Annotated in this window: 25 protein-coding genes and 1 other annotated feature; of the genes, 13 read left to right on the top strand and 12 right to left on the bottom strand. The window is 64.8% G+C overall.

What is annotated here, in order from left to right:
• Positions 1-74: 74 nt before the first annotated feature.
• From mbfA to D1F64_RS02330, 3 genes are all read left to right on the top strand, one after another.
• Positions 75-1,058, top strand: coding sequence for an iron exporter MbfA (mbfA, locus tag D1F64_RS02340; protein ID WP_117411108.1), 984 nt, complete (start codon positions 75-77; stop codon positions 1,056-1,058).
• 80 nt (positions 1,059-1,138) lie between these two features.
• Positions 1,139-1,195: a sequence feature (sul1 is cis-regulatory element that is thought to sense ions involved in sulfur or methionine metabolism; They are found in Alphaproteobacteria), on the top strand.
• A 64-nt stretch (positions 1,196-1,259) separates the two neighbouring features.
• Complete coding sequence (locus D1F64_RS02335) at positions 1,260-2,750, top strand: SulP family inorganic anion transporter (protein ID WP_117411107.1); 1,491 nt, start codon at positions 1,260-1,262, stop codon at positions 2,748-2,750.
• A gap of 10 nt (positions 2,751-2,760) precedes the next feature.
• Positions 2,761-3,615, top strand: a complete 855-nt coding sequence (locus D1F64_RS02330) for a universal stress protein (protein ID WP_117411106.1) — start codon at positions 2,761-2,763, stop codon at positions 3,613-3,615.
• A 47-nt stretch (positions 3,616-3,662) separates the two neighbouring features.
• Here the strand turns inward: D1F64_RS02330 and rmuC are convergent, their stop codons facing one another.
• Positions 3,663-4,895: a DNA recombination protein RmuC gene (rmuC, locus tag D1F64_RS02325; protein WP_117411105.1), complete on the bottom strand. Its 1,233-nt coding sequence runs from the start codon at positions 4,893-4,895 to the stop codon at positions 3,663-3,665.
• A gap of 161 nt (positions 4,896-5,056) precedes the next feature.
• Here rmuC and D1F64_RS02320 point away from each other — a divergent pair, with 161 nt between their 5' ends.
• Positions 5,057-5,764: a hypothetical protein gene (locus D1F64_RS02320; protein WP_162901231.1), complete on the top strand. Its 708-nt coding sequence runs from the start codon at positions 5,057-5,059 to the stop codon at positions 5,762-5,764.
• Between the two features lie 94 nt (positions 5,765-5,858).
• Here D1F64_RS02320 and D1F64_RS02315 read toward each other — a convergent pair whose 3' ends face one another.
• From D1F64_RS02315 to D1F64_RS02300, 4 genes are all read right to left on the bottom strand, one after another.
• A complete protein-coding gene (locus D1F64_RS02315) occupies positions 5,859-6,224 on the bottom strand; it encodes a helix-turn-helix transcriptional regulator (RefSeq protein ID WP_117411103.1) in 366 nt (121 codons plus the stop codon).
• The gene (locus D1F64_RS02310) at positions 6,221-6,607 is read right to left on the bottom strand and encodes a type II toxin-antitoxin system RelE/ParE family toxin (RefSeq protein ID WP_117411102.1); all 387 of its coding nucleotides are present in this window, start codon (positions 6,605-6,607) and stop codon (positions 6,221-6,223) included. Before D1F64_RS02310 ends, D1F64_RS02315 begins: the two co-directional genes overlap by 4 nt.
• Positions 6,608-6,681: 74 nt before the next feature.
• Positions 6,682-8,631, bottom strand: coding sequence for an EAL domain-containing protein (locus tag D1F64_RS02305; RefSeq protein ID WP_162901230.1), 1,950 nt, complete (start codon positions 8,629-8,631; stop codon positions 6,682-6,684).
• Between the two features lie 208 nt (positions 8,632-8,839).
• Positions 8,840-9,736, bottom strand: a complete 897-nt coding sequence (locus D1F64_RS02300; RefSeq protein WP_205470619.1) for a LysR family transcriptional regulator — start codon at positions 9,734-9,736, stop codon at positions 8,840-8,842.
• A gap of 100 nt (positions 9,737-9,836) precedes the next feature.
• Here D1F64_RS02300 and D1F64_RS02295 point away from each other — a divergent pair, with 100 nt between their 5' ends.
• The 4 genes from D1F64_RS02295 (at position 9,837) to D1F64_RS24195 (ending at position 13,402) form a co-directional block, all read left to right on the top strand.
• Positions 9,837-10,130, top strand: coding sequence for a DUF1330 domain-containing protein (locus D1F64_RS02295; protein WP_117411100.1), 294 nt, complete (start codon positions 9,837-9,839; stop codon positions 10,128-10,130).
• Positions 10,131-10,280: 150 nt separating this feature from the next.
• Positions 10,281-12,128: a dihydroxy-acid dehydratase gene (gene ilvD / locus D1F64_RS02290; RefSeq protein WP_117411099.1), complete on the top strand. Its 1,848-nt coding sequence runs from the start codon at positions 10,281-10,283 to the stop codon at positions 12,126-12,128.
• A 346-nt stretch (positions 12,129-12,474) separates the two neighbouring features.
• Complete coding sequence (locus tag D1F64_RS24200; protein ID WP_248304588.1) at positions 12,475-12,966, top strand: transposase; 492 nt, start codon at positions 12,475-12,477, stop codon at positions 12,964-12,966.
• Between the two features lie 67 nt (positions 12,967-13,033).
• On the top strand, positions 13,034-13,402 hold the full coding sequence (locus D1F64_RS24195; protein WP_248304587.1) for a transposase: 369 nt from the start codon (positions 13,034-13,036) through the stop codon (positions 13,400-13,402).
• 115 nt (positions 13,403-13,517) lie between these two features.
• Here the strand turns inward: D1F64_RS24195 and D1F64_RS02280 are convergent, their stop codons facing one another.
• A complete protein-coding gene (locus D1F64_RS02280) occupies positions 13,518-13,877 on the bottom strand; it encodes a DUF6768 family protein (protein WP_117411098.1) in 360 nt (119 codons plus the stop codon).
• Positions 13,870-14,445 carry a sigma-70 family RNA polymerase sigma factor gene (locus D1F64_RS02275; RefSeq protein WP_117411097.1) on the bottom strand — a complete coding sequence of 192 codons (576 nt, stop codon included), beginning with the start codon at positions 14,443-14,445 and terminating at the stop codon, positions 13,870-13,872. Before D1F64_RS02275 ends, D1F64_RS02280 begins: the two co-directional genes overlap by 8 nt.
• A 248-nt stretch (positions 14,446-14,693) precedes the next feature.
• Here D1F64_RS02275 and D1F64_RS02270 point away from each other — a divergent pair, with 248 nt between their 5' ends.
• From D1F64_RS02270 to def, 3 genes are all read left to right on the top strand, one after another.
• On the top strand, positions 14,694-15,080 hold the full coding sequence (locus tag D1F64_RS02270; RefSeq protein WP_117411096.1) for a hypothetical protein: 387 nt from the start codon (positions 14,694-14,696) through the stop codon (positions 15,078-15,080).
• Positions 15,080-16,039 carry a tyrosinase family protein gene (locus D1F64_RS02265; RefSeq protein WP_117411095.1) on the top strand — a complete coding sequence of 320 codons (960 nt, stop codon included), beginning with the start codon at positions 15,080-15,082 and terminating at the stop codon, positions 16,037-16,039. Before D1F64_RS02270 ends, D1F64_RS02265 begins: the two co-directional genes overlap by 1 nt.
• Positions 16,040-16,166: 127 nt before the next feature.
• Entirely contained in the window at positions 16,167-16,706 is a 540-nt protein-coding gene (gene def, locus D1F64_RS02260) for a peptide deformylase (protein WP_117411094.1), read from the top strand.
• Positions 16,707-16,849: 143 nt separating this feature from the next.
• Here the strand turns inward: def and D1F64_RS02255 are convergent, their stop codons facing one another.
• A complete protein-coding gene (locus tag D1F64_RS02255) occupies positions 16,850-17,350 on the bottom strand; it encodes a MarR family transcriptional regulator (RefSeq protein WP_117411093.1) in 501 nt (166 codons plus the stop codon).
• 161 nt (positions 17,351-17,511) lie between these two features.
• On the opposite strand from D1F64_RS02255, the gene D1F64_RS02250 reads away from it, so the two are divergent.
• Both D1F64_RS02250 and D1F64_RS02245 read left to right on the top strand, forming a co-directional pair.
• Positions 17,512-17,940, top strand: a complete 429-nt coding sequence (locus tag D1F64_RS02250; protein WP_117411092.1) for an organic hydroperoxide resistance protein — start codon at positions 17,512-17,514, stop codon at positions 17,938-17,940.
• Positions 17,941-18,203: 263 nt separating this feature from the next.
• A complete protein-coding gene (locus tag D1F64_RS02245) occupies positions 18,204-19,274 on the top strand; it encodes a glyoxylate/hydroxypyruvate reductase A (protein WP_248304586.1) in 1,071 nt (356 codons plus the stop codon).
• Here the strand turns inward: D1F64_RS02245 and D1F64_RS02240 are convergent.
• The 4 genes from D1F64_RS02240 to D1F64_RS02225 form a co-directional block, all read right to left on the bottom strand.
• Positions 19,160-19,522 carry a DUF4189 domain-containing protein gene (locus D1F64_RS02240; RefSeq protein ID WP_117411091.1) on the bottom strand — a complete coding sequence of 121 codons (363 nt, stop codon included), beginning with the start codon at positions 19,520-19,522 and terminating at the stop codon, positions 19,160-19,162. The genes D1F64_RS02245 and D1F64_RS02240 overlap by 115 nt on opposite strands.
• Positions 19,523-19,606: 84 nt before the next feature.
• Entirely contained in the window at positions 19,607-20,467 is an 861-nt protein-coding gene (locus tag D1F64_RS02235; protein WP_117411090.1) for an NlpC/P60 family protein, read from the bottom strand.
• Positions 20,467-20,817 (bottom strand): MarR family transcriptional regulator, encoded by a 351-nt coding sequence (locus tag D1F64_RS02230; protein WP_117414362.1) that lies wholly within the window; start codon positions 20,815-20,817, stop codon positions 20,467-20,469. The genes D1F64_RS02235 and D1F64_RS02230 overlap by 1 nt, the downstream gene beginning before the upstream one ends.
• 152 nt (positions 20,818-20,969) lie before the next feature.
• Entirely contained in the window at positions 20,970-22,349 is a 1,380-nt protein-coding gene (locus tag D1F64_RS02225; RefSeq protein WP_117414361.1) for a leucyl aminopeptidase family protein, read from the bottom strand.
• Positions 22,350-22,492 lie beyond the last annotated feature (143 nt).

Raw genomic sequence — 22,492 nt, 5'->3', positions numbered from 1 at the left:
ATACGGCTTGGCAAGGCGCGGGCGGGTTTGCTATGACTGAAACAGTTTAGAATAATTCCAAACGGGATCGCATCATGCTGAGCCGCATCTTTCGCGTCGGCCGCCGGCCCTTCTCAAGCCTGTCGGAACAGGAAATCCTGGCGCTGGCGATATCCTCCGAGGAGGACGACGCGCGCATCTACCGCGCCTACGCGGACGGTTTGCGGGCGGATTACCCGCAATCGGCGAAAATCTTTGACGGCATGGCGGAGGAGGAAGACGCCCACCGCCGCCGGCTGATCGAACAGCACCGCAAGCGCTTCGGCGAGACGATTCCGCTGATCAGGCGCGAGCACGTGCGCGGCTACTACGAGCGCAAGCCCGATTGGCTGGTCCGCCCGCTGGGGCTCGACAAGGTGCGTCCGATGGCCGAGCAGATGGAGGATCAGGCCTACCGCTTCTATCTCGAGGCCGCGCAGCAGACCTCCGACGCCTCCACCCGCACGCTGCTGGGCGATCTGGCGCGGGCGGAAAAGGCGCACGGCTCGCTGGCCCGGCGGCTGGGCGAGACCCACGCGCCGCAAGACGTACGCGCCCAGGAACGCTCAGACGAGCGGCGCCAGTTCATTCTCACCTATGTGCAGCCGGGGCTTGCCGGGCTGATGGACGGATCGGTGTCGACGCTGGCGCCGATCTTCGCCGCCGCCTTCGCCACCCAGGACACCTGGCAGACGTTCCTCGTCGGCCTGTCGGCCGCCATCGGCGCGGGCATCTCCATGGGCTTCACCGAGGCCGCGCATGACGACGGCAAGCTGTCGGGCCGCGGCTCGCCGCTCAAGCGCGGGCTCGCCTCCGGCATCATGACCGCTGTGGGCGGGCTGGGCCACGCGCTGCCCTATCTGATTCCGGACTTCTGGACGGCCACCAGCGTCGCCGCGATCATCGTCTTTGTCGAATTGTGGGCCATCGCCTGGATCCAGAACCGCTACATGGAGACGCCCTTCCTGCGCGCCGCGTTCCAGGTGGTGCTGGGCGGGTCGCTGGTGTTCGCCGCCGGCGTGCTGATCGGCAACGCCTAGGCGAAACGCGCCGGGGCAGGGCCGAAATCGCCGTCCGCGGCTTGGCTTTCAAAGGGCAACAGGCTATGAACCGCCCATCACATGGACCCGGGTGAGATCCCGGGTGGCTCTTCCGGCCGCCGATCCGCCGGACAACCCAAGACATTCATTCTGAACAACCGCGGCGGATCCCCGCCGGGACGACAGGACTTTGGGCTGTTTATGATTTCCTTCTCGCACTACAAGAATCAATGGACGGGCAACATCCGCGCCGATCTGCTGTCGGGTCTCGTCGTGGCGCTCGCCCTGATCCCGGAGGCGATCGCCTTCTCCATCATCGCCGGCGTCGATCCGAAGATCGGGCTTTACGCCTCCTTCTCCATCGCCGTGATCATCGCCATCACCGGGGGCCGTCCGGGCATGATTTCCGCGGCCACCGCCGCGACCGCCGTTCTGATGGTCACGCTGGTCAAGGACCACGGGCTGCAATACCTGCTCGCCGCCACGGTGCTGGCCGGCATGCTGCAGGTCGGCGCGGGTTTTCTGAAACTCGGCTCGGTGATGCGCTTCGTGTCCCGGTCGGTAATCACCGGCTTCGTCAACGCGCTGGCGATCCTGATCTTTCTGGCCCAGGTTCCGGAACTGGATCCCACGCGCGTGCCGCCGCTGACCTTCGCGCTCGTCGCCGCCGGACTGGCGATCATCTACCTGTTCCCGCGCGTCACAAAGGTCATCCCCTCGCCGCTGGTGACCATCATCGTGCTGACCGGCCTGACGCTGCTGTTCGGCTGGGACGTGCGCACCGTCGGTGACATGGGCGAACTTCCGGACACGCTGCCGGTCTTCCTGATCCCGGACATTCCGCTGACCTTCGAGACGCTGCGGATCATCTTCCCCTATGCGCTCGCCGTCGCGGTGGTCGGCCTTCTGGAAAGCCTGATGACCCAGCAGATCGTGGACGATCTCACCGACACGTCCTCAGACCGCAACCAGGAATGCGTCGGCCAGGGGATCGCCAACATGGCGACCGGCTTCATCGGCGGCATGGCCGGCTGCGCGATGATCGGCCAGTCGATGATCAACGTGAAGACCGGCGGGCGCGGGCGGCTGTCCACCTTCGCGGCCGGCGCCTTCCTGCTGTTCATGGTCGTCGTTCTCGGCGACCTGGTGGGCCGGATCCCCATGGCGGCCCTGGTGTCGATCATGATCATGGTCTCCATCGGGACGTTCTCCTGGAGCTCGATCAAGAACCTGAAGGACCACCCCAGATCCTCGTCCATCGTCATGCTGGCGACGGTCTTCTTCGTCGTCTACACCCACAACCTGGCGATCGGCGTGCTCGTCGGCGTGCTGCTGTCGGGGCTGTTCTTCGCCTGGAAGATCTCGCAGATCTTCCGCGTGACGACGACGATCACCCCGGACGGACGCCACCGGACCTACCGGGTCGAGGGGCAATTGTTCTTCGCCTCGGCGGAGGACTTCATGAAGGCGTTCGATTTCAAGGAAGCGCCGGAAAAGGTCACCATCGACGTCGGACGGGCGCACATCTGGGATATCTCGTCGGTCGCGGCGCTCGACATGGCGGTGCTGAAGTTCCGCCGCGAAGGCGCAGAGGTCGACATCATCGGCATGAACGAGGCGTCGGAAACCATCGTCGACAGGCTTGCAATTCACGACAAGCCCGGCGCCATGGACACGCTGATGGGGCACTAGGGAGTCAAGAATGACCACGGGAACGTTGATTGCCTTGGTGGATGGTTCGACATATTCCACCAGCGTCTGCCACTACGCCGCCTGGATCGCGACCCGGGTCGGGGCGATGGTGAAGATCTATCACGTGATCGGGCGGCGCGAGGGCGTCGACCAGCAGGACCTGAGCGGCGCCATCCAGCTCGGCGCCCGGTCTCATCTGCTCGCGGAGCTCAGCGAACTCGACGCCAAGCGCGCCAAGCTCGCCCAGGCCCAGGGCCGCGCGATCCTCGAGGACGCGCGGGCGATCGTCGCCAGCGACAGCGTCCGGGTCGAGACCCGGCTGCGGCAGGGCGATCTCGTCGAGACGCTGCTCGCCAAGGAAGACACCGGCGACATGATCGTGATCGGCAAGCGCGGCGAAGCCGCGGACTTCGCCAGGCTGCATCTGGGGTCGAACCTGGAACGGGTCGTGCGATCGAGCCACAAGCCGGTGTTTGTCGCCAACCGCGAGTTCAAGCCGATCACCAAGGTGCTGATCGCATTTGACGGCGGACACTCCGCGCTGAGAGCCGTGGATTTTCTGGCGCGGACCAGGCTGCTGGAAGGGTTGCCCGTCACCCTGGCGTTTTCGGGTGTGGAAACCCCCGACGTCCGCAAGAGCCTCGAGAACGCCAGGGCGACCCTGGCGGCGGGCGGTTTCGACGCGGAGATCGTCATCGAGACCGGCAAGCCCGAAGCCACGCTGGGCCGTCTGGTCGAGGAGCAGGGCTTCGATCTGCTCGTCATGGGCGCCTACGGGCACTCCCGCATCCGCAGCCTGATCATCGGCTCGACCACGTCCGACATGATCCGCACCTGCAAGGTGCCTGTCCTGCTGATGCGCTGAAGCGCGGGACGGGCGCGGCGATCCCGTCCGGGCGTCCGGCGTGAGGGCTACGATCCCCTGCTGAGGGGCAGCAGCGGCGCGCGCATGACCTCATCGTCGGAAGAGCCGTCGAGGCTCTCCCCGTGGTCCGCCGCGTCGCCGGTCTCCTCGCCCAGCTCGAGCGCCTCGATGCGCTGGCCGCGCTTGGAGATTTTGCCCGACGAGATCAGGATCTGCTCGATGTCCTTGTTGGCCTGGCCAAAGTGCTGCTGCAGTTTCAGCACGCGCTCGTCCAGCCGGTCGACGTCGCCGAGCATGGTGCGCACCTCTTCCTGGACGACATGGGCGAGTTCGCGCATGCGCGCATCCTTGAGGATCGACTGGATCACCTGGATCGACAGCATCAGCAGCGACGGCGAGACGATGACGATTCGGGCGCGGTGGGCCTTCTGCACCAGATCATCGAAATTCTCATGCAGCTCGGCGAAGATCGATTCCGACGGCACGAACATGAACGCCGTGTCCTGGGTCTCGCCGGCGATCAGGTAGCGCTCGCGGATATCGGCGACGTGCTTGGCGATGTCGCGGCGGAACTGGGTCTGCGCGATCTTCCTGTCCTCGGCGTCTTGCGCGTCGCGGATGCGGTTGAAGGCCTCCAGCGGGAATTTCGCGTCGATCACCAGCGGATGCGCGTCGCCCGGCATGTGGATGATGCAGTCCGGTCGGCTGTTGTTGGTCAGCGCCGCCTGGAACGCATAGGCGCCGTTTGGCAGCGCGTCCTGGACGATCGCCTCCATGCGGCCCTGGCCGAAGGCCCCGCGGGTCTGCTTGTTGGACAGGATATGCTGCAGCTCGACAACCTGTCCGGACAAATCCGTGATGTTCTTCTGCGCCCGGTCGATCACCACAAGCCGCTCATGCAGGGTGCGCAGGCCCTCCTGGGTGTTCTGGGTGGTCGTGGCCATGGTCTGGCCGAGTTTGTGGCCCATGCCGTCGAGCCGTTCATTGACGCCGCGCATCATGTCGGACTGACGGGTGGAAAACACCTCGGCCATGGTCTGCATGCGGCCCGTCATCTCCGCCTGGGTTTTCAGCATGGCGCCGAGCTGAGCTTCCAGCTCGCGCGCGTGCGCCTCCGCCGCGGCTTGCGTCGCGGCGCGGCCGCGCGACAGCCGCAAGAGCAGGACAAACAGCACCACCAGCAGCAACAGTCCGCAGACACCGGCGACAAGCGTCACCTCGCCAAGCGTGACCCAACGGCCGGAGAGCTGAAACAGCGGATCATTGAACGATGTGACCATGAAACAAACATAGAACGATTCGCACGGTCAGCGGGAGCCGCCAAGTTGCAGCTGGCAGTCAATAAATCGCCGGTTTCAATGGTCGGGGCGGTACGTTGTGTGGTAGTCGATTTGCCGATCGCGCTTGGAAGTTGGCAGAAATCTGTTTTCGGATGTCGAAGATGTTGCTCGAGTATCTCTCCATTTTTTTCTATTCCGCATTTCGCCATGTATCTTTTCAAGGTTCGGCGGGTCTTTTTGTGACCATTTGGCCGGTCATCGTCGTTGTGGCGCTTGCGATGACAATGAAGAAGCTGACCGGCCGTGGCCTCATGATAACGACATGGCTTATTGCGCTTGCCATCCCGATCCTTGGTTATGGCACGGGTGGCTACGCCTTTCATATCGTCTCGATGGGTATCGAGGAGCGTATCCGCGCAGTGGTCCAGCTTGCGGCGGTGCTCATCGTTCCTCTTTCGGCGTTGCTCTGGATTGCCCGGTCAATGCGTTCGGGCGATCAAGGCATTGCGTCGTCGAGCACGCCCCTTGGTTTCACGTCCGCGGGTCGCTTGCTTTGGCCGATCGGAATTCTGTTGGTTGCTTGGAGTAACTTCGCGGTTTTGGCTTGGGCGGTCTTCGGCATGACGGATGCCTTGGCATACGGAAGCACCGATAAGGTCTTTGTAGCTGAGGTCGGCATGACCCTCGCAACATGGGCCGTAATCATAACGCCGTCTGCGATCCTTGGGGCATTCTTGGAGCAATTTCCAGCACCTGTTTTTCGCAGGGTGGCGGTGATCATCATGACGCTTCCCTGGATTGTCCAGATCCCGTTCACGCTGATGCATGCGGGGGCAATCAAGGCGCTGACTTTCGGTTGGCGACCATAGTGTCATCTTGTTATTCGGTGTCGCTCACCGGCGCTTTAGAGCCTCGATCTTGGTCGCGTCGTATTTTTGCAAGACGGCACGCATCTTTTCCAGACTATGTTTCAGTTTTGCACGCAGCCTCAGCCAGCCACCCCTCTGTCCGGGTAAACGTCACCTTCCCCGTGCCCGTGCCCGCATCCCGGTGCCTGACGACAATCTCGACATCGCGGTTGAACAGGGTCAGGAACCTGAGCAGGCGCTCGACGGAGTATTCGCGAAACTGGCCGTTCAGCATCCGCGAGACTTCCGGTTGGGAAATACCCATGAGCGCGCCGGCGGCCTTCTGGGTCAGCTTGCGGGCTTCGATGATGTCCTCGATCTCGCTGACGATGCGCGCCTTGAGCTGGTGGGTTTCCGCGTCGGGATATCCCATCTCCGCAAAAACATTGCGGCCGCCCGCCTTGATCTGGTCCTGGCTCATGCTTCCGGCGCCCGTTTTGGTGGGTTGTTCGCGTAATCCTCTTGCGCCAGCCGCAGCCGCCGCGTGATCAGATCCAAATCCGGTTTGGGCGTGGCGATGCCCTTCCTGGATTTCTTCTTGAACGCGTGCAGGACATAGAGAACGTCAGCGAAGTTTACGGTGTAGACCGCGCGAAACGTGTCGCCGTCATGGTTCGCGATGATCTCGATGGCTCCGCCTTGCGCGCCCTTCAGCTTTTTCGAATGCCGCGGCACCTTGCCTTCCTGCGCCCGGTGCAGAGAATAACCGACCCTGTCGTGCACCTGCTGCGGGAACGTCATGTAGTCGTCGTAGCTGGAGCCGACCCAGCGAAGTTCCTTCAGCGAGCGGCGTTTCGCTTCCATAACAGAATTATGAGTAATCACTCATGCGGTGTCAAATCGCCTCTGCGGCAGGGTTGGCGAGGAGACGCGGGTCCCTATGACAGCGCGGCGCGCCGGTCCGGTGTCTTGGCGAGCCAGGCCTCGATGGCTTCGGCCGGCATGGCGCGCGCCAGCAGGTAGCCCTGGGCTGTGCGGCAGCCGAGCATGCGCAGCGCGTCCGACTGCCCCTCCGTCTCCACCCCCTCGACGACGACCTCGATGGACAGCGCCTGGCCCATGCCGACGAGGGCGGCGATGAGCGCCTGGTTCTTGCGGTTCCGCGCGATGTCCGCAACAAAGCTGCGGTCGATCTTCAGCCGGGCGACCGGCAGGGTCATCAGATAGGCCAGCGAGGAGTGTCCGACGCCGAAATCGTCGATGACGATCCGGAAGCCGGCGGCCTGCAGCGCCGCGAGCTCCGCGCCGGCGGTCTCGGTGTCCAGCAGCGCCTCCTCGGTGATCTCCACCTCGATGCGTTCGGGATTCGCGCCACAGGCCGCAACCACCTCGGCCAGCAAGGCGGACAACGAATAGGTGGTGATCTCCGACGGCGACACGTTGATCGCCACGCAGGCCTCCGGCAGGCCCATCTCCGGCAACCGCAGGCTGAAGGCGGCGGCCTGTTTCGCCACATGGCGCGTCAGGTGCTCCGACATGTACAGCATTTCGGCGGTGCGCACGATTTCCTGCGGCGAGACCGGCCCGATGTCCGGGTCGCTCCAGCGGATCAGCGCCTCGAAGCCGACAATCGCCTTGCTGGCGAGCGTGAACTGCGGCTGGAAGTGAACCGCGATCCGCCCGTCCTCAAGCGCGGCGGCGAACGCCAGCTCGATCTGCTTCTGGCGCTCCAGCCTGCGCCGGATCTCGGGATTGAACACGCACAGCCGGCGGCGGCCCTGATCCTTGGCGGCATAGAGCGCGATGTCCGCGCAGGCGAACAGCGCGTCCGGTTGCGTTGCGTGGTCGGGCATATGCGCCAGCCCGACGCTGCAGCCGATGGTGACCGGGCGGTCGCCGAGGTCGATCGGCTCGCCGGCCGCCTTCAGGATGGCGTCGCCGATGCCGCTTGCCCGTCGCGCCGCGTCCTCACCCTTCAGCACAACGCAGAACTCGTCGCCGCCCAGCCGCGCAACCAGATCATCCGGGCCGGCGAGGCCGGAGAGGCGCCGCGCGAAGGCGACGAGGACCGTGTCGCCGGCGGTGTGCCCGAGCGTGTCGTTGATGGACTTGAAGCGATCCAGATCGCAGACCAGAAGCACCACGGCCGCGCCATTGGCGCGCGCCGCCGCAATGGCGCGGGGAAGCTCGCGGTTGAAGGCCGCGCGGTTGCCCAGTCCGGTCAGCGGATCGACAGTGGCCAGCACCTCGAGCCGTGTATTGGACTGACGGATCTCGGAGTTGGCCAACGCCAGCGACCGGGCAAGCGCATGCGCCTCGATGCGATCGACCTGGCTGGCGATAAAGTGCCGCTCGGAAGAGATGCTGGCGCGGATCATCATCACCATCAGCAGCACGACGTTGACGGCCACGATGACGCTGACCATGCTGCCCGCGAGAAGCAGCGCCAATATCGAAGACAGCAGCGCCGGCACCATGAAGGCGACCGCCGCGCGGAAATACGTCGGGCTCTGAATGATGGCGCCGGCGGAAATGCCGCCCAGGATGAAGATCAGAAAGGCGTTGCCGCCGTCGCCGGAGATGCCGTTGCCCAGAAACGGCACCATCGCCCACAGGCTGCCGCCAATGAAGGCGCCGCCCGTCATCGTGCGAAAGGTCCGCTCGGGCTCGCGCAGGGCCAGCGCCTCGCGCCGCGCGCGGGCCGCGAAGGCGAGCCGCAGTCCGTTGACCAGCAGCAGCACCGCGATCCAGGTGCCGACGTCGCGCCCGGGAGACTCCAGCCACAGAATGCCCGCCGTCGTCAGCCCGATAAAACAGTTGGCGATCAGCGTCAGCGCCGCGCCGTCGACAAGTGACGTCGCCTGGGCCTGCCTGATCTTGTCAGACATGTCCGGATCGTGTGCGTTCGCGGGTGTCTGATCACGTTTCGGCATCGGCTCTCCGCCTGCGGGGCGCCGCTTGCAAGGCGCCCAGTATTGGTAACTTTTCACAGGCATAATAATTTTGGATTAATGGTCACTCCACGTTATATGTACTAATACGTAGCCTAGTCCTGGCCGCCACCCCTGCGTAACAAGCGGCATCTACTTGACGCGATCATTGCGACCCGAGATACAGCCCCGCGTTTGCCTTGAAGGCGTCGGCGGTGAACCGCATGAAGCGACGGATGCGCTCCACATGCTTCAGATCCGGGTGGGTCAGGATCCAGATGTCGAAATAGCGCGACGGCTCGAAGCCGGGAACGCGGACAAGCGCCGGGTCGGGATCGCCGAGATAACACGGCATGCGGCCGATGCCGAGGCCCGCGCGGGTGGCGGCGTGCAGCGTGATCATGTCGTCGCAGTCCACCGACGTGTAGGCGTTGGGGAAACGCTCGCGGATCTCCCTGGGCGGCGCCTTGCCCCACCACTTGAAGGCCACGCAGGCGATTTTCGCCGGATCGGCGTTTTTCGAGAACGCCTCCTCGTGCGCCCGCACGAAGGCCCTGGAGGCGTAAAACATCCGGTTCTGGCCCGTCGCCAGACGGCCGAACAGGCTCTCGTCCGGCCGGTCGGTGATGCGCACCGCCACATCCGCCTCCCGCCGCTGCAAACTGATGATGTCGTTGGCGGCGATCATCGTCAGCTCGATGCCGGGATGGCGTTCGGCGAATCGGGCGACGACCTCGGCCAGACCGGTCTGGAAGATGAGCTGCGCCGCGGTGATCCGCAGCGGCCCTTCGAGGTCCGCGTCCTGCGCGGTGATGCGGGTGTCGAGCGCCAGGAATTCGCTCTCGATCCGCTTGGCGGCCTCCATGGCTTCCGTGCCCGCCGGCGTCGCGGCCAATCCCTCCGGCAGGCGCTCGAACAGCCGCGTGCCCAGAGACGCTTCCAGAGCGGATATCCGCCGCGACACGGTGGAATGGTTGACGCCGAGCGTCCGCGCCGCCCCCGACAACCCGCCGGCGCGGGCCACCGCGAGTACGAATTTCAGATCGTCCCACTTGTCCATCATCCGTGCATTATTGCACAGAGTGGTTTCAATTATGTGTTATTTTGCTCAGACGCCGCAGGCCTTACGATCCCTCCGTTCGCAACCGAATGGAGAGAGATCGATGAGTGTCCAGGCCCTTGTTCTGATCCGCGTGACCGATGCCGAAACCTTCGCCCGATACCGCGAGGTGGGCGGCGAGGGGATCGCCCGCCACGGAGGCCGCATGGTGGCGCGGGACCCCGATCCGGTGGTGCTGGAAGCCCCCGGTGAACCGCCCGCGCTTGCCGTGCTGCTGAGCTTTCCGAGCCTCGATGCGGCGCAGAGCTGGCGCTCCGATCCGTCGCTGGCGCATGTGCACGCCCTGCGCAACGCCGGCGCGCAATCGACCATCGTCATCCTGCCGACGGAAAGCTGACCCGCGAGGAGCGGCGGACGGGCCGCCAGCGGCGCGCGGGAGCCGAAACCGCGCGCGGGCGTACCGATTTCGGCCGGAGTGACCTTGTCACGGCAACCTGAAACCTGCGAAAAGGGGCTTCAACGAGAACAACCTGATCGAGGTCGCCCAATGCCCCCGTATCGTTCACGCACATCCACGCATGGCCGCAACATGGCCGGCGCGCGCAGCCTGTGGCGCGCCACGGGCATGAAGGACGGCGATTTCGGCAAGCCGATCGTCGCGGTGGTCAACTCCTTCACCCAGTTCGTGCCCGGTCACGTGCACCTGAAGGATCTCGGCCAGCTTGTCGCGCGCGAGATCGAGAAGGCGGGCGGCATCGCCAAGGAATTCAACACCATCGCGGTCGATGACGGCATCGCCATGGGGCACGATGGCATGCTCTACTCCTTGCCCTCGCGCGAGATCATCGCCGACAGCGTGGAATACATGGTCAACGGCCACTGCGCCGACGCCATGGTCTGCATCTCCAACTGCGACAAGATCACCCCGGGCATGCTGATGGCCGCCATGCGGCTGAACATCCCCGTCGTCTTCGTCTCCGGCGGGCCGATGGAAGCGGGCAAGGTGGTGCTGGAGAACGGCGTCGCCAAGTCCGTCGATCTGATCGACGCGATGATCCTCGCCGCCGACGACAGCGTCTCGGACGCCGACGTGATGACCATGGAGCAGAACGCCTGTCCGACCTGCGGCTCCTGCTCGGGCATGTTCACGGCGAACTCCATGAACTGCCTGACGGAGGCGCTCGGCCTGGCGCTGCCGGGCAACGGCTCGACGCTGGCCACCCACAAGGACCGCGAGCGGCTGTTCGTGGAGGCCGGCCACCTGATCGTCGATCTGGCCAAGCGCTATTACGAGCAGGACGACGCCAGCGCGCTGCCGCGCAACATCGCGACCTTCGCGGCGTTCGAGAACGCCATGACGCTCGACATCTCCATGGGCGGCTCCACCAACACGGTGCTGCATCTGCTCGCCGCCTCTTATGAGGGCGAAGTCGGCTTCACCATGGACGACATCGACAGGCTGTCGCGCAAGGTGCCCGTGCTGTGCAAGGTCGCGCCCGCAGTGGAGAACATCCACATGGAGGACGTGCATCGCGCCGGCGGCATTTTCGCCATTCTCGGCGAGCTCGACCGCGCCGGCCTGCTCGACAGTTCGCTGCCGACGATCCATTCCGCCTCGCTCAAGGAAGGGCTGGCGCGCTGGGACATCGCCCAGACCAACTCCGAGGCCGTGCACACGTTCTACTCGGCCGCCCCCGGCGGCGTGCCGACCCAGACCGCGTTTTCCCAGGAACGCCGCTACGAGGAGGGCGTCGATCTGGACCGCAAGTCCGGCGTCATCCGTTCGAAGGAGAACGCCTATTCCAAGGACGGCGGGCTGGCGGTGCTGTTCGGCAACATCGCGCTCGACGGCTGCATCGTGAAGACGGCGGGCGTCGACGAATCGATCCTGAAGTTCACCGGCCCTGCCCGCATCTTCGAGAGCCAGGATTCCGCCGTCTCCGCGATCCTCACCGGCAAGGTGCACGAGGGCGACGTGGTGCTGATCCGTTACGAGGGTCCGCGCGGCGGCCCCGGCATGCAGGAAATGCTCTATCCGACCAGCTATCTGAAATCCAAGGGCCTGGGCAAGGTCTGCGCGCTGGTCACCGACGGACGCTTTTCGGGCGGTTCCTCGGGCCTGTCCATCGGCCACTGCTCGCCGGAAGCGGCCGAAGGCGGCGCCATCGGCCTGGTGGAAGAAGGCGACACGATCGTCATCGACATCCCCAACCGGGTAATGAAGGTGGATCTGCCCGACAGCGTGCTGGCCGAGCGCCGCACCGCGATGGAAGCCAGGGGCGCGGACGCGTGGAAGCCTATGGAGAAACGCAAGCGCAAGATCACCACCGCGCTGCGCGCCTACGCCGCGCTGACCACCTCCGCCGCCAGGGGCGCCGTGCGCGAGGTGAACTGAGCGGCGCGTCCGGCACCTCACGCTCCGTGTCATCCCGTGCGCGGCGCGGCGCGCAGTGCCGCACCGCAGACGCGGGATCCATGCCGTACTGTCGCCTCGCGGGGAGGCTGTCGGGCGCAGTAATCCGCCTGCCGCGAAACTCGCCACCATTGCCCGTGCCGGAAGATCACGGCATGGGTCCCTGTGTATTGTCGATGTGTCAGAATGGGTGCGGACGGGAGATCGTTGGGTCCCAGGTTTTGCAGACCGAGAACCGGCACGGATCCCCGCCCGCGCAGACAGATCCAAACCTGAACAGTTGATCGAGGCCGCCGCAACCGGACCTCGCAGCACAGGGACAGGCGCCATGAGGATACACCCTGGCTTCATTGGAATCGATGTTTCCAAGCATCATCTCGATATTTTTGATGGGCTTTACGACACCCATCGGCGCGTTGACAACACGGCCGAGGCCATCGAGGCATGGCTCGCAGGCCTTGGTGAGCGTCAGCTCTTCGTCGTCTTCGAGGCGACGGGCCGCTTTGACCGCACGCTTGCCCGGGCGTTGGCCGGACACGCGCTGCGCTTTGCCCGGGTCAATCCCTCCCGTGCCCGCGACTTTGCCCGCTCACTCGGCCTCATCGCCAAGACGGATGCCATCGACGCCCGCATGCTCGCCGCCATGGGCAGTGCCTCGATCCGCAGGCCACGCCGGCGGCCGACGAGGCGCGTGACCGGCTCTCCGGCGTACACAAGCGCCGCGACCAGTTGGTCGCCATTCGCCAGCAGGAAAAGCTTCGTCTTGCCGAGGCCCATGAGTGCGAGCGGTCGAGCCTGGAGCGCCACCTTGCCTGGCTGAATGAGGAGATCGCCGCTGTGGAGGCCGAGCGCGCCGCCCTCATCCGGGCCAATGCGACGTTCGCGGGATGGAAAGGCTGCTGCGCTCCATTCCCGGTATCGGCCCGGTCGCCGCCACGACGCTGATCGCGCTGATGCGTGAGCTCGGCACCACATCGCCCAAGGCGATCGCGGCGCTTGCGGGTCTTGCGCCCTTCAATGTCGACAGCGGCCGTTTCCGGGGCCACCGCGCGATCAAGGGTGGGCGCAAGCGGGTGCGCGACGCCCTCTACATGGCCGCCGTCACCGCGGCGCGCTCCAACTCGCGTTTCAAGGCCTATGCCCGGGCCCTGGTCGATCGCGGAAAACCCTTCAAGGTCACCATGATCGCGCTGGCCAGAAAAATCCTCGTCACCGCAAACGCCATCCTAAGAGACGGTGTCCCGTTCCACGCATGACACACTCAACAACACAGTTGCCGGATCTGCGCGGCAGCATTGCATGCTGCAGCGCGTCCGGGATGACGACGTGTGGTTTGTCGCTGGTGCGTCCGGCGCATCACGCCCCGCCGCGTCACCCGCGGTTGAGCAGCATCAGCTCCACGCGCTTGAGCTCGCGCAGGATGCGGTCCGCCTGCATCTGCGGCGCGAGGCTGAGCTTCAGGGTGGTGGCCGCCAGCATCAGGACGGCGGCCGAAAGGCCCCATTTGAGCGCCGGCAGAACCTCCGTGGCGCCAAAAAACCGCACGGCGCACCAGACGCCGCCGAGAAACATCGCGCCCTGGACCACCATGATCACCCAGGTGACCCAGCCGAGCCGGCCCCGGAACTGGTTGAGCCCCAGCGCGAAATAGCCCAGTTCCTTCGTATCCTCGAGCAGCGCCCGGTCCTCGCTCTTGAGCGCCTCTTCGATCAGCTTGTCGATCTTATCCATCCGAGTTTCCTTTCAGTTGGCCTTCCAGCCGGTCCCGCAACAGCGCGCGGGCCTTCATCAGCCGCGTCTTGACCGTGCCGACGGGAATATCGAGCGCGATGGCGACCTCCGTGACGCGCATGTCCTCGAGATAAAACAACGCAACGGTCGCCCGCTGCTCGGCCGAGAGGGTTTTGAGGGCGGCATGAACCGCGTCCCTGTCGGGCTGCGCCGGATCGCGGGCCGGTTCAAAGTGTTCCGCCTCGCTCGCATAGTCCCTGGCGATCGCCCGGGTCTTCTGCCGGCTCCGGATATCGGCGGCGACGCGGCGCGAGACGATGCGCAGCGCCCAGGGAAGGAACGCGGTCTCGTCCTTCAGGCTCTGAAGACCGCGGATAATCTGGACCCAGGCGTCCTGCACGATGTCGCGCGCCGCCTCCCGGTCGCCCGACAGCCGCACGGCATGGGCGTACAGCCGCGGTCCGCGCAACGCGACCAGCCGCGCCAGAGCCTGCCGGCCGCCCCTCCGGGCGTCCAGCACCAGAAGCGCTTCCAGTGCTTGAACCTTGCGTCGCGGATCCGCAGTCATTGTCACCTCTGAGGGCCATGGGTCATCACGATAGGTGCGCGCGGGGACGAGAATGGTTCATTCGGGAAGGAAAAACCCCATGCCCTTCCGAGATCCCAAGCGCTGCGGGCGCTTGTGGTCTTGCGACGGACTTCGTCTGACGGATTTGGCGGGTGAAGCCTCCGGCGCAGTATTGGCGTGGACTTGTGAGATATCTTGCAGACGCGTTAGAATTCAGGAATTGCAGATCGTGCGACAGGAGTTTTTCCATGGCCAAGTCGACGAACATTGGATCGAGCACATTCAATCTTGATACGCCCATTGCAGGCGGCAACAAATTGCAGCTCCCTGACGGATACAAGGGGCACACGAGGCACGGCGCACAAACCTCGTTCACGTCCACTCGAAAAGCGGTCCATCGTGGGCGAGAGATTCTGGTTCGCACCAGCTATCGTATCGACATCGATGGCGAGCCGCTCACAATCCATACCAGTGTGGCAAACGACGGAAGCGTTCGGTGTCACGGATTGCCGAACTACTCGTTCGCGTCCGCGGTCGATCTCGCCAGGGCGATCATCGATGCTTCTCTTCTGGCCTTTGAGCCTCAGGACGAGCTTAGCGACGGAGCCCCCAATGATGCGGGAGGGCACGGGTGATGACCGTTGTTCGCGAAAATATCTTCGTCAACACCACTGTTCGGGATCGGTTCCTGGAAGGGGTTCGCCTGCTCGATCAGCCCAATTCCGGTATCCGGGCGAGCGACTTGCGCGATTTCCTGCAAGCCAACAATCTTCCCCTCGGCATACGGGGCATAGACCAGGAACTCTCCATCTACGACATTTTCGTCTTCTGGCACTTGTTGGCGATGTCGATCCAGCTTTCGGTGGGCAATGCGGCGCATGGTGGTCCGATTTTCCTGCCATGGCATCGGATGTACATGATCCGCCTGGAAGAGTTTCTGCAGCAAGTCTTGGACGAGCCGGAGTTCGGTCTTCCGTATTGGGATTGGGCTGCAGACGGACATCTGCCGGTGCGGCAGCAGTGGAGGGCGGAATTGTGGACGCCCGACTATCTCGGCGAGGCACGCGGCGCGGTGAGATCCGGACCGATGGGTGAGATCCGCGTGCGATTGGTCCAGGATGCGCGCAACGGGAATCTGGTTTCAGTGACGCCTCGGCCGCTGCAACGCGCTGCAGGGCTTAATCCCGATGTTGCAAGCTTGCCCCGCCAGCCCGATGTCGACGCGGCGCAGGCACAGCCCCTGTATGATCAACCGCCTTGGAACAGGAGCGTGGTCGGGCACCGCAACATTCTCGAAGGCTGGATAAACGGGCCTCAGTTGCACAATCGCGTGCATGTCTGGGTCGGGGGCGACATGGCGCCGGGAACCTCGCCCAACGACCCCGTGTTCTTCCTGAACCACTGCAACGTCGACCGGCTCTGGGAACAATGGATGGCGCACAAGGGCAGGAATTACGAGCCAAAGCCCAACAGGGGGCCGAGCGGCCACAGACTCGACGATGTCATGGTGGCCATCATTGGTCAGGCCCTCACACCGCAGGGTGTTCTCGACCCCGCTCAGTGGTACGCCTATGACAGTTTGTTGATTGCATAGGCGAAAGGTCCGGGCGCGTTTCCCGGGCCTGTTCCCTGCGGCGGCCGCGCGCGCACATTGCGCAGAATTCCGGTAACCCGCGCATCCCCCGATTGACCAAACCGCGTCAATCTCCTATCTGAGCGCCATGACGAAACGCGACATCATCATTCTGCCCGACGCGCAGCTGCGCAGGGTCTCCGAGCCCATCAAGACGGTCGACGCCGGCATTCGCCAGCTCGCCGACGACATGCTGGAGACCATGTACGAGGCGCCGGGCATCGGGCTGGCGGCGATCCAGATCGCCGTGCCCAAACGCCTGCTGGTGCTCGACGTCTCCAAGGACGACGCGCCCAAGGAGCCGATGGTCGTCATCAATCCGGAAATCGTCTGGGAATCGGAAGAAAGATCCGTCTACCAGGAAGGCTGCCTGTCGATCCCCGATTTCTACGAGGATGTGGAGCGGCCCGAGCGCGTCCGCGTGACCTTCCTCGATCGCGAGGGAAAACCGTGCGAGCTTGAGGCCGACGGCATTCTGGCCACCTGCCTGCAGCACGAGATCGATCATCTCAACGGCGTGCTGTTCATCGATCACATCTCCAAGCTCAAACGCGACCGCGTGGTGACCAAGTTCACCAAACAGGCCCGCGCCAACGCCCGGCTCGACAAGCAGCGCAAGCTCGCCTAGAGCAAATCCAGGATAAGTGGATACCGGTTATCCGTCCGGATTTGCGCCAAAACAAGGACATAGAGCAAAGATCCGATTCTGTAAGAAACGGATCTGCTCTAGGACGCGTGCTTGCCCGGCGATGGCCGAAACCGCCATTCCGTTCAGCCCTTCGCGTGGCTCTCCAGCGCATCTCGCAGGGTCGTGATCTCGCGTTGCAGGCGGCGCAGATCATCGAGCCCCATGCCCGTGGCCGCCGCCATGCAGCCGGGGACCGGTTCCGCGTCCTGCTTCAGCGCGCGGCCCTGCGTGGTCAGCGTGACCCGCACCTGGCGTTCGTCCCCAGCGTCGCGGCGGCGCGCCACATGGCCCATCGTCTCCAGCCGCTTGATCAGCGGCGTCAGCGTGCTCGATTCCAGATGCAGGCGCGCGCCGAGCCCGCCGACAGTCTGATCGTCCTGCTCCCAAAGAGCCACCATCACCAGATACTGCGGATAGGTCAGGCCGAGCTTTTCGAGCAACGGCTTGTAGGCGCGGTTGAAGGCGTGACCGGCGGAATAGATCGCAAAGCACAGATGATCGCCGAGCCTGAGGTAGTCACCCGGCGCGGCGCCCGTTTGCGGATCCGCGGCATTCGTCCGTGCGTCGGTGGGGCTGTCAGCCATGCCTGTCTCCTAAGGAATCGCCTATTTAAATCGTGCGCGATGCAATCGCAAGCGGTTGACATCCGTCTTCCGGTTTTCTAATTATATCGTGCACGATTTAATCGTCCACAATATTCTTGTCCCGCCGGCCGGCGTGCCGGCACCCATCAAAGGAGCATCCCATGCCCGTGAACGTTGTCTATTCCACCTCCTCGCGCGCCACCGGCGGCCGCGACGGCTCCTCGAAAAGCCTCGACGGCGCGCTGGACGTGAAACTCGTCACGCCGAAGGAAATGGGCGGCCCCGGCGGCGAGGGCGTCAATCCCGAGCAGCTTTTCGCCACCGGCTATGCGGCGTGCTTTCTCGGCGCGATGAAATTCGTCGCCTCCAAGGGCAGTGTGAAAGTGCCGGCCGATGCCACCGTCACCGCCACCGTGGGCATCGGCCCGCGCTCGGAAGGCGGCTTCGGGCTGGAGATCGCCCTTGCGGTTTCGCTTCCGGGCGTCGAGACGGCGGCGGCCGAGAAACTGGTCGCCGAGGCGCATCAGGTCTGCCCCTATTCCAACGCCACGCGCAACAACATCGACGTCGCTCTCAGCATCGTCGAGTGAGTTGTCCGCCTTCCACCCCGCCGGTCGTTCCGGCGGGTGTCGCCCGAGCGACGGCGCATCGGGTCCTTTCGCGCTCAAATCGAAATCCAGTTCAAATCCAATTCAAATCCATCTCGAATTCTTCTCTACAACCCTGCTAATTCCTGGAAATTTGACAGCCCAATTCGAGCAGGCCGCGATGCCGCGCGCCGCACCGCGATTGCGGTGGCAAAACCGCGCGAATTGCGTCACAAGAGACCCTTGCCGCTGCAAAGGATCCCAAGATGACGGTGCTGATCGCGATCAAGGGCTGGGAGCCCGACACCTGGACAAGCCGCCTCACAGCGCTGCTTCCCGATCACGACGTGCGGCTGTATCCCGATGAAACCGTTGATCTTTCCAAGGTGCGCTACCTGTTCGCCTGGAAGCCGCCGGCCGAGATCATCGGCAGGCTGACCGGTCTGGAGGCGATCTTTTCGCTCGGCGCCGGCGTTGATCATCTGATGCGGATGCCCGATCTGCCGGACGTGCCGATCGTGCGCATCGTCGACCCGGACCTCACCATGCGCATGACCGAATGGGTCACGCTGCAGGTGCTTGCCCACCATCGCCGCCAGCGGCTGTACGCGCGCCAGCAGGCCCGCGGCATCTGGAAATCCCACAGCCAGCCGCCGGCTTCCGCCGTGCGTGTCGGCATCATGGGGCTGGGCGTGCTGGGACAGGATGCTGCGCAAGTGCTTGCCCGCATTGGCTTTCAGGTTGCCGGCTGGAGCCGCACGGAAAAGCGGATGGAGGGCGTCGAGACGTATTGCGGCGCTGACGGGCTCGACGATTTCCTCGCCCGCACCGACATTCTGGTCAATCTTCTTCCCCTGACGCCGGAAACAACCGGCATCCTCAACCAGGGCCTGTTCAACAAGCTCGCCCACGATGGCGCCGGGCATTTCGGCGAGGATGGACCGGCGCTGATCAACGCCGGACGCGGCGGATCGCAGGTCGAAGCCGACATCGTCAAGGCGGTTTCCAACGGCACGCTTTCCGCCGCGACCCTCGATGTATTCGAGACCGAGCCGCTGCCGAAAGCCTCGCCGTTGTGGCAGGATCCGCTGATCACCGTGACCCCGCATATCGCCGCCGAATCCGATCCCGACGCGCTGTCGCGCTACGTCGCCGCCCAGATCCGCGCCCATGAGGCGGGCGAGGGCTCAGCAATCTGGTCGACAGATCAGTGGGTTATTGATCAACGGGTGTTGCAGCCCCAGACGCGGATTTCGCATCCGGGCGCGCGCGAGTCGCACTCGTCGAACGCGGTGTACTCGGCCGCGTCGCGGGTCGGCCCGACACCCCAGCCATAGGCGCCGTTGGGCGCGGACGCATAGGCGCCGCAGCCGTTCTTGAAGCGCACCACGATCGAGCAGCCGCGGCCGCACTCCTGCAGCGCGCGCCGGTCCGCGTCGCGCGGGTTGTTGAAATCATGGGAATAACCGAAGGCGCCGGTGTCCGCGCGATAGGCGAGCGACCCATGCCGCTCGGCCGCAGCGGCGGCCGCTACCAGAACAGCGAGAGCGGCAAGCATGCCGAGCGATTTCATCAGAATTTTCATGTGGCTCCCCTTCCATTCAGCCCAAAGGCCAAACCTCGCGGGAAATCCTTAAAATTTGCCAATCGCCCGCGGTTTGCAACCCGATCAGGAGAGTCGTTTTATCGCGGTCATCGCGCCGAACTCAAGCGCCGCGATCCGCGCGATCGCCGCGGCAACCGGCTCGCGTGCCACCGTCATGGTGTTGCCATTGGCGTGCAGCAGCGTCGCGGCGTCGCTCATGATGCCCACGTGGCCCTTCCAGAAGAGCAGGTCGCCGCGCAGCAAGGCAGGCAATCCACCTGAAATATCAAGCGCTTCGCCCAGATCGCGTTGCTGCATGTCGCTGTCGCGCGGCGCCTTGATACCGCTTGCCGCCAGCGCAAGCTGCACCAGCGCCGAGCAGTCGAGTCCCAGGCTCGAGCGCCCGCCCCACAGATAGGGCGTGCCGAGGAATTCCTCCGCCACGGCCACCCAGTCCGGCGCCGTCTGATCCAGCGGCGCCAGATGATTTGCGATCATCGCGGAACCGTCCGCCAGCAACGCGTAGCGCGTGCCGCGTGTCTCGCTCTCGCCCACCACAGTGACCTGTGACTGCATGGACAGACAACCCCGCGCGGGAAACCGCAGATCGGCTCCGGGATACAAGAAGCTGCGCAGAGTCATGATCTTATGGGTGGGCGCGGTATCCGAAGGCGCCAGAGCATCCGCCTGAAGCCAGCCGACATAGCCGTCGGTTTCCGCCTGCACCCATGCCCAGCCACCCGCGGTCTCATAAAGCGTCACGGCCTCCCCGAACAGCAACTCGGTCTCGATGGAAAGCTCCGCGCGAGGCTCGCGGCGCAGGGGGACAATCGGCGCTGCGACCCGCCGCGGCTCGCCCGCAACAAAGCGCGCCGCCTCCACCTGACCTTGCAGATGGGCGGCCGCCAGGTCCGGGCGCCAGGCAGTCACACGGCGGTCAAGCATCACAGCCTCAGCTCCGCGGCCTTTTCGACCACAAGATCGGCCAGCCGCTCCAGGTGCAGCGCGCCTTCGACGGTGCGCAGGATCACCACATTCCGGCGATCCGCATCGTCGCGGCGGCGGTCGAGCAGCTTCATCCGGCCCATGGTGTCGAGCGCGCGGGTGATCGCCGGCTTGGTGACGCCGAGCTTCTTGGCCAGCCCGCGCACGGAATGCGGCGGCGGCTCGAGATAGACGGTGAGCAGGATCGTCGTCTGCCGGGCCGTCAGGTCCTGGTCGCCGTCCTTGACCAGCGCCAACGTGACGTCGTGCCACAGTTTCAGCGCCTGGCTGGGGCGGATTTCAATCGGCATGGCTGCGGCCTTCAACGGAAAAAACAACGTCAAAATAGCGCTATTTCGTTTCGGTTCCGTTATAGACCGGCCGCAATCGCTCCATCAAGTAAGGAGCCGCACGCATGGCCGAACACCGCCATGCGCGGGTTATCCATGGCCGCCTCTTCGGGTCAGGCCGCGTAGCGGTCCTTGAGCAGTGCGTAAAGCGCGCGGATGCCCTGCGCCTCGCCGCCCAGCGGACGCCCCGGCTTGGGCGCCGGGTTCCAGCCGTAGATGTCCAGATGCACCCAGGCTTCGGCTTTCTCGACAAAGCGGGCCAAAAACAGCGCCGCGGTGATCGAGCCACCGAAGGGACCGCTGGAGATGTGGTTGATGTCCGCGACCTTGGACTCCAGCATGGCCGCATAGGGCTTCCACAGCGGCATCCGCCACAAGGGATCGGTGACGGCCTCACCCTTGGCGGCGAAGCCGTCCGCGAAGCCCTCGTCATCGGTGTAGAACGGCGACAGCTCAGGGCCGAGCGCCACGCGGGCCGCGCCCGTCAGCGTCGCCATGTCGATCAGCAGCTCGGGGCTTTCCTCATCGGCCAGCGCCAGCGCGTCGGCCAGCACAAGCCGGCCTTCCGCGTCGGTGTTGCCGATCTCCACGCTCAGGCCCTTGCGGCTGGGAAGAATGTCGCCGGGACGGAACGCATTGCCGGCAATGGCGTTTTCCACCGCCGGGATCAGAACGCGCAGATGCAGCTTGAGGCCCGACGCCATGATCATCGAGGCGAGGCCCAGCACATTGGCCGCCCCGCCCATGTCCTTCTTCATCAGCAGCATGCTCGAAGACGGCTTGATATCAAGACCGCCGGTGTCAAACACGACACCCTTGCCCACCAGCGTCACACGCGGATGGGCGGCGTTGCCCCAGCGCATGTCGATGAGACGCGGCGCGCGTGTGCTGGCCTTGCCAACCGCGTGAATCATCGGGAAATTCGCCTCAAGCAGCTCCTCACCGACGGTCACTTTGAACTCCGCGCCGTGGCGCCTGGCGAGTTCCCCGGCCGCCGCGGCCAGTTCCTCCGGACCGAGATCGTTGGCCGGACGGTTGATCAGATCCCGCGCCAGATAGACGCCGGAAACGATCCGTCCGAGTTCGTCAAGATCAACCTCCCCGGGCACCGCGAGCTGGGCCGCCGGTTCGTCGCCGTTGGCCTTGTATTGCGTGAAGCGGTAGGCGCCGAGCGCGAAGGCCAGACAGGCGGCGAAGGGATCAGCAAAACCGCTGGCCAGGCGGTAGATCCCCGCGGGAAGAGCCGTCGCCAGATTGGCCGCGCCAAGCGGGGCACCGTTGCCCTCGCCAAGCCCGAAGAGCGCCGCGCTCACCTGGCCGTCCTCGCCCGGCACCGCGAGCACGGCGCCCGATTCCGCCTTGAAGCGGTTAGCCACGACCCAGCCGCTGGCGCTGGTTGGCAATTCCGTCAGCACGCCCTGCAGCGTCTGCGGCGACACCGCGTAAACGGGAACGGCGTCGGTTGCGGCGGCGGACGGCAGCAGGGCTTCGATCACGGAAGCATCTCCTCGGTGAATGTCTGGCTGTTTCGCGGATCGGCGGTGGCGTGGAGGCCCGGTCCGGAATCGCAGATTAGAGAGGCGGTTGCGCCAAGGCAATGGCCGCGCGCAGCCGCGAATTGCCCGTAAACGCCGCC

The sequence above is a fragment of the Breoghania sp. L-A4 genome (genome assembly GCF_003432385.1).
Classification (GTDB): domain Bacteria; phylum Pseudomonadota; class Alphaproteobacteria; order Rhizobiales; family Stappiaceae; genus Breoghania.
Note: the sequence above shows the minus strand (reverse complement) of the source record. Positions and strands in the feature narration are given on the sequence as shown.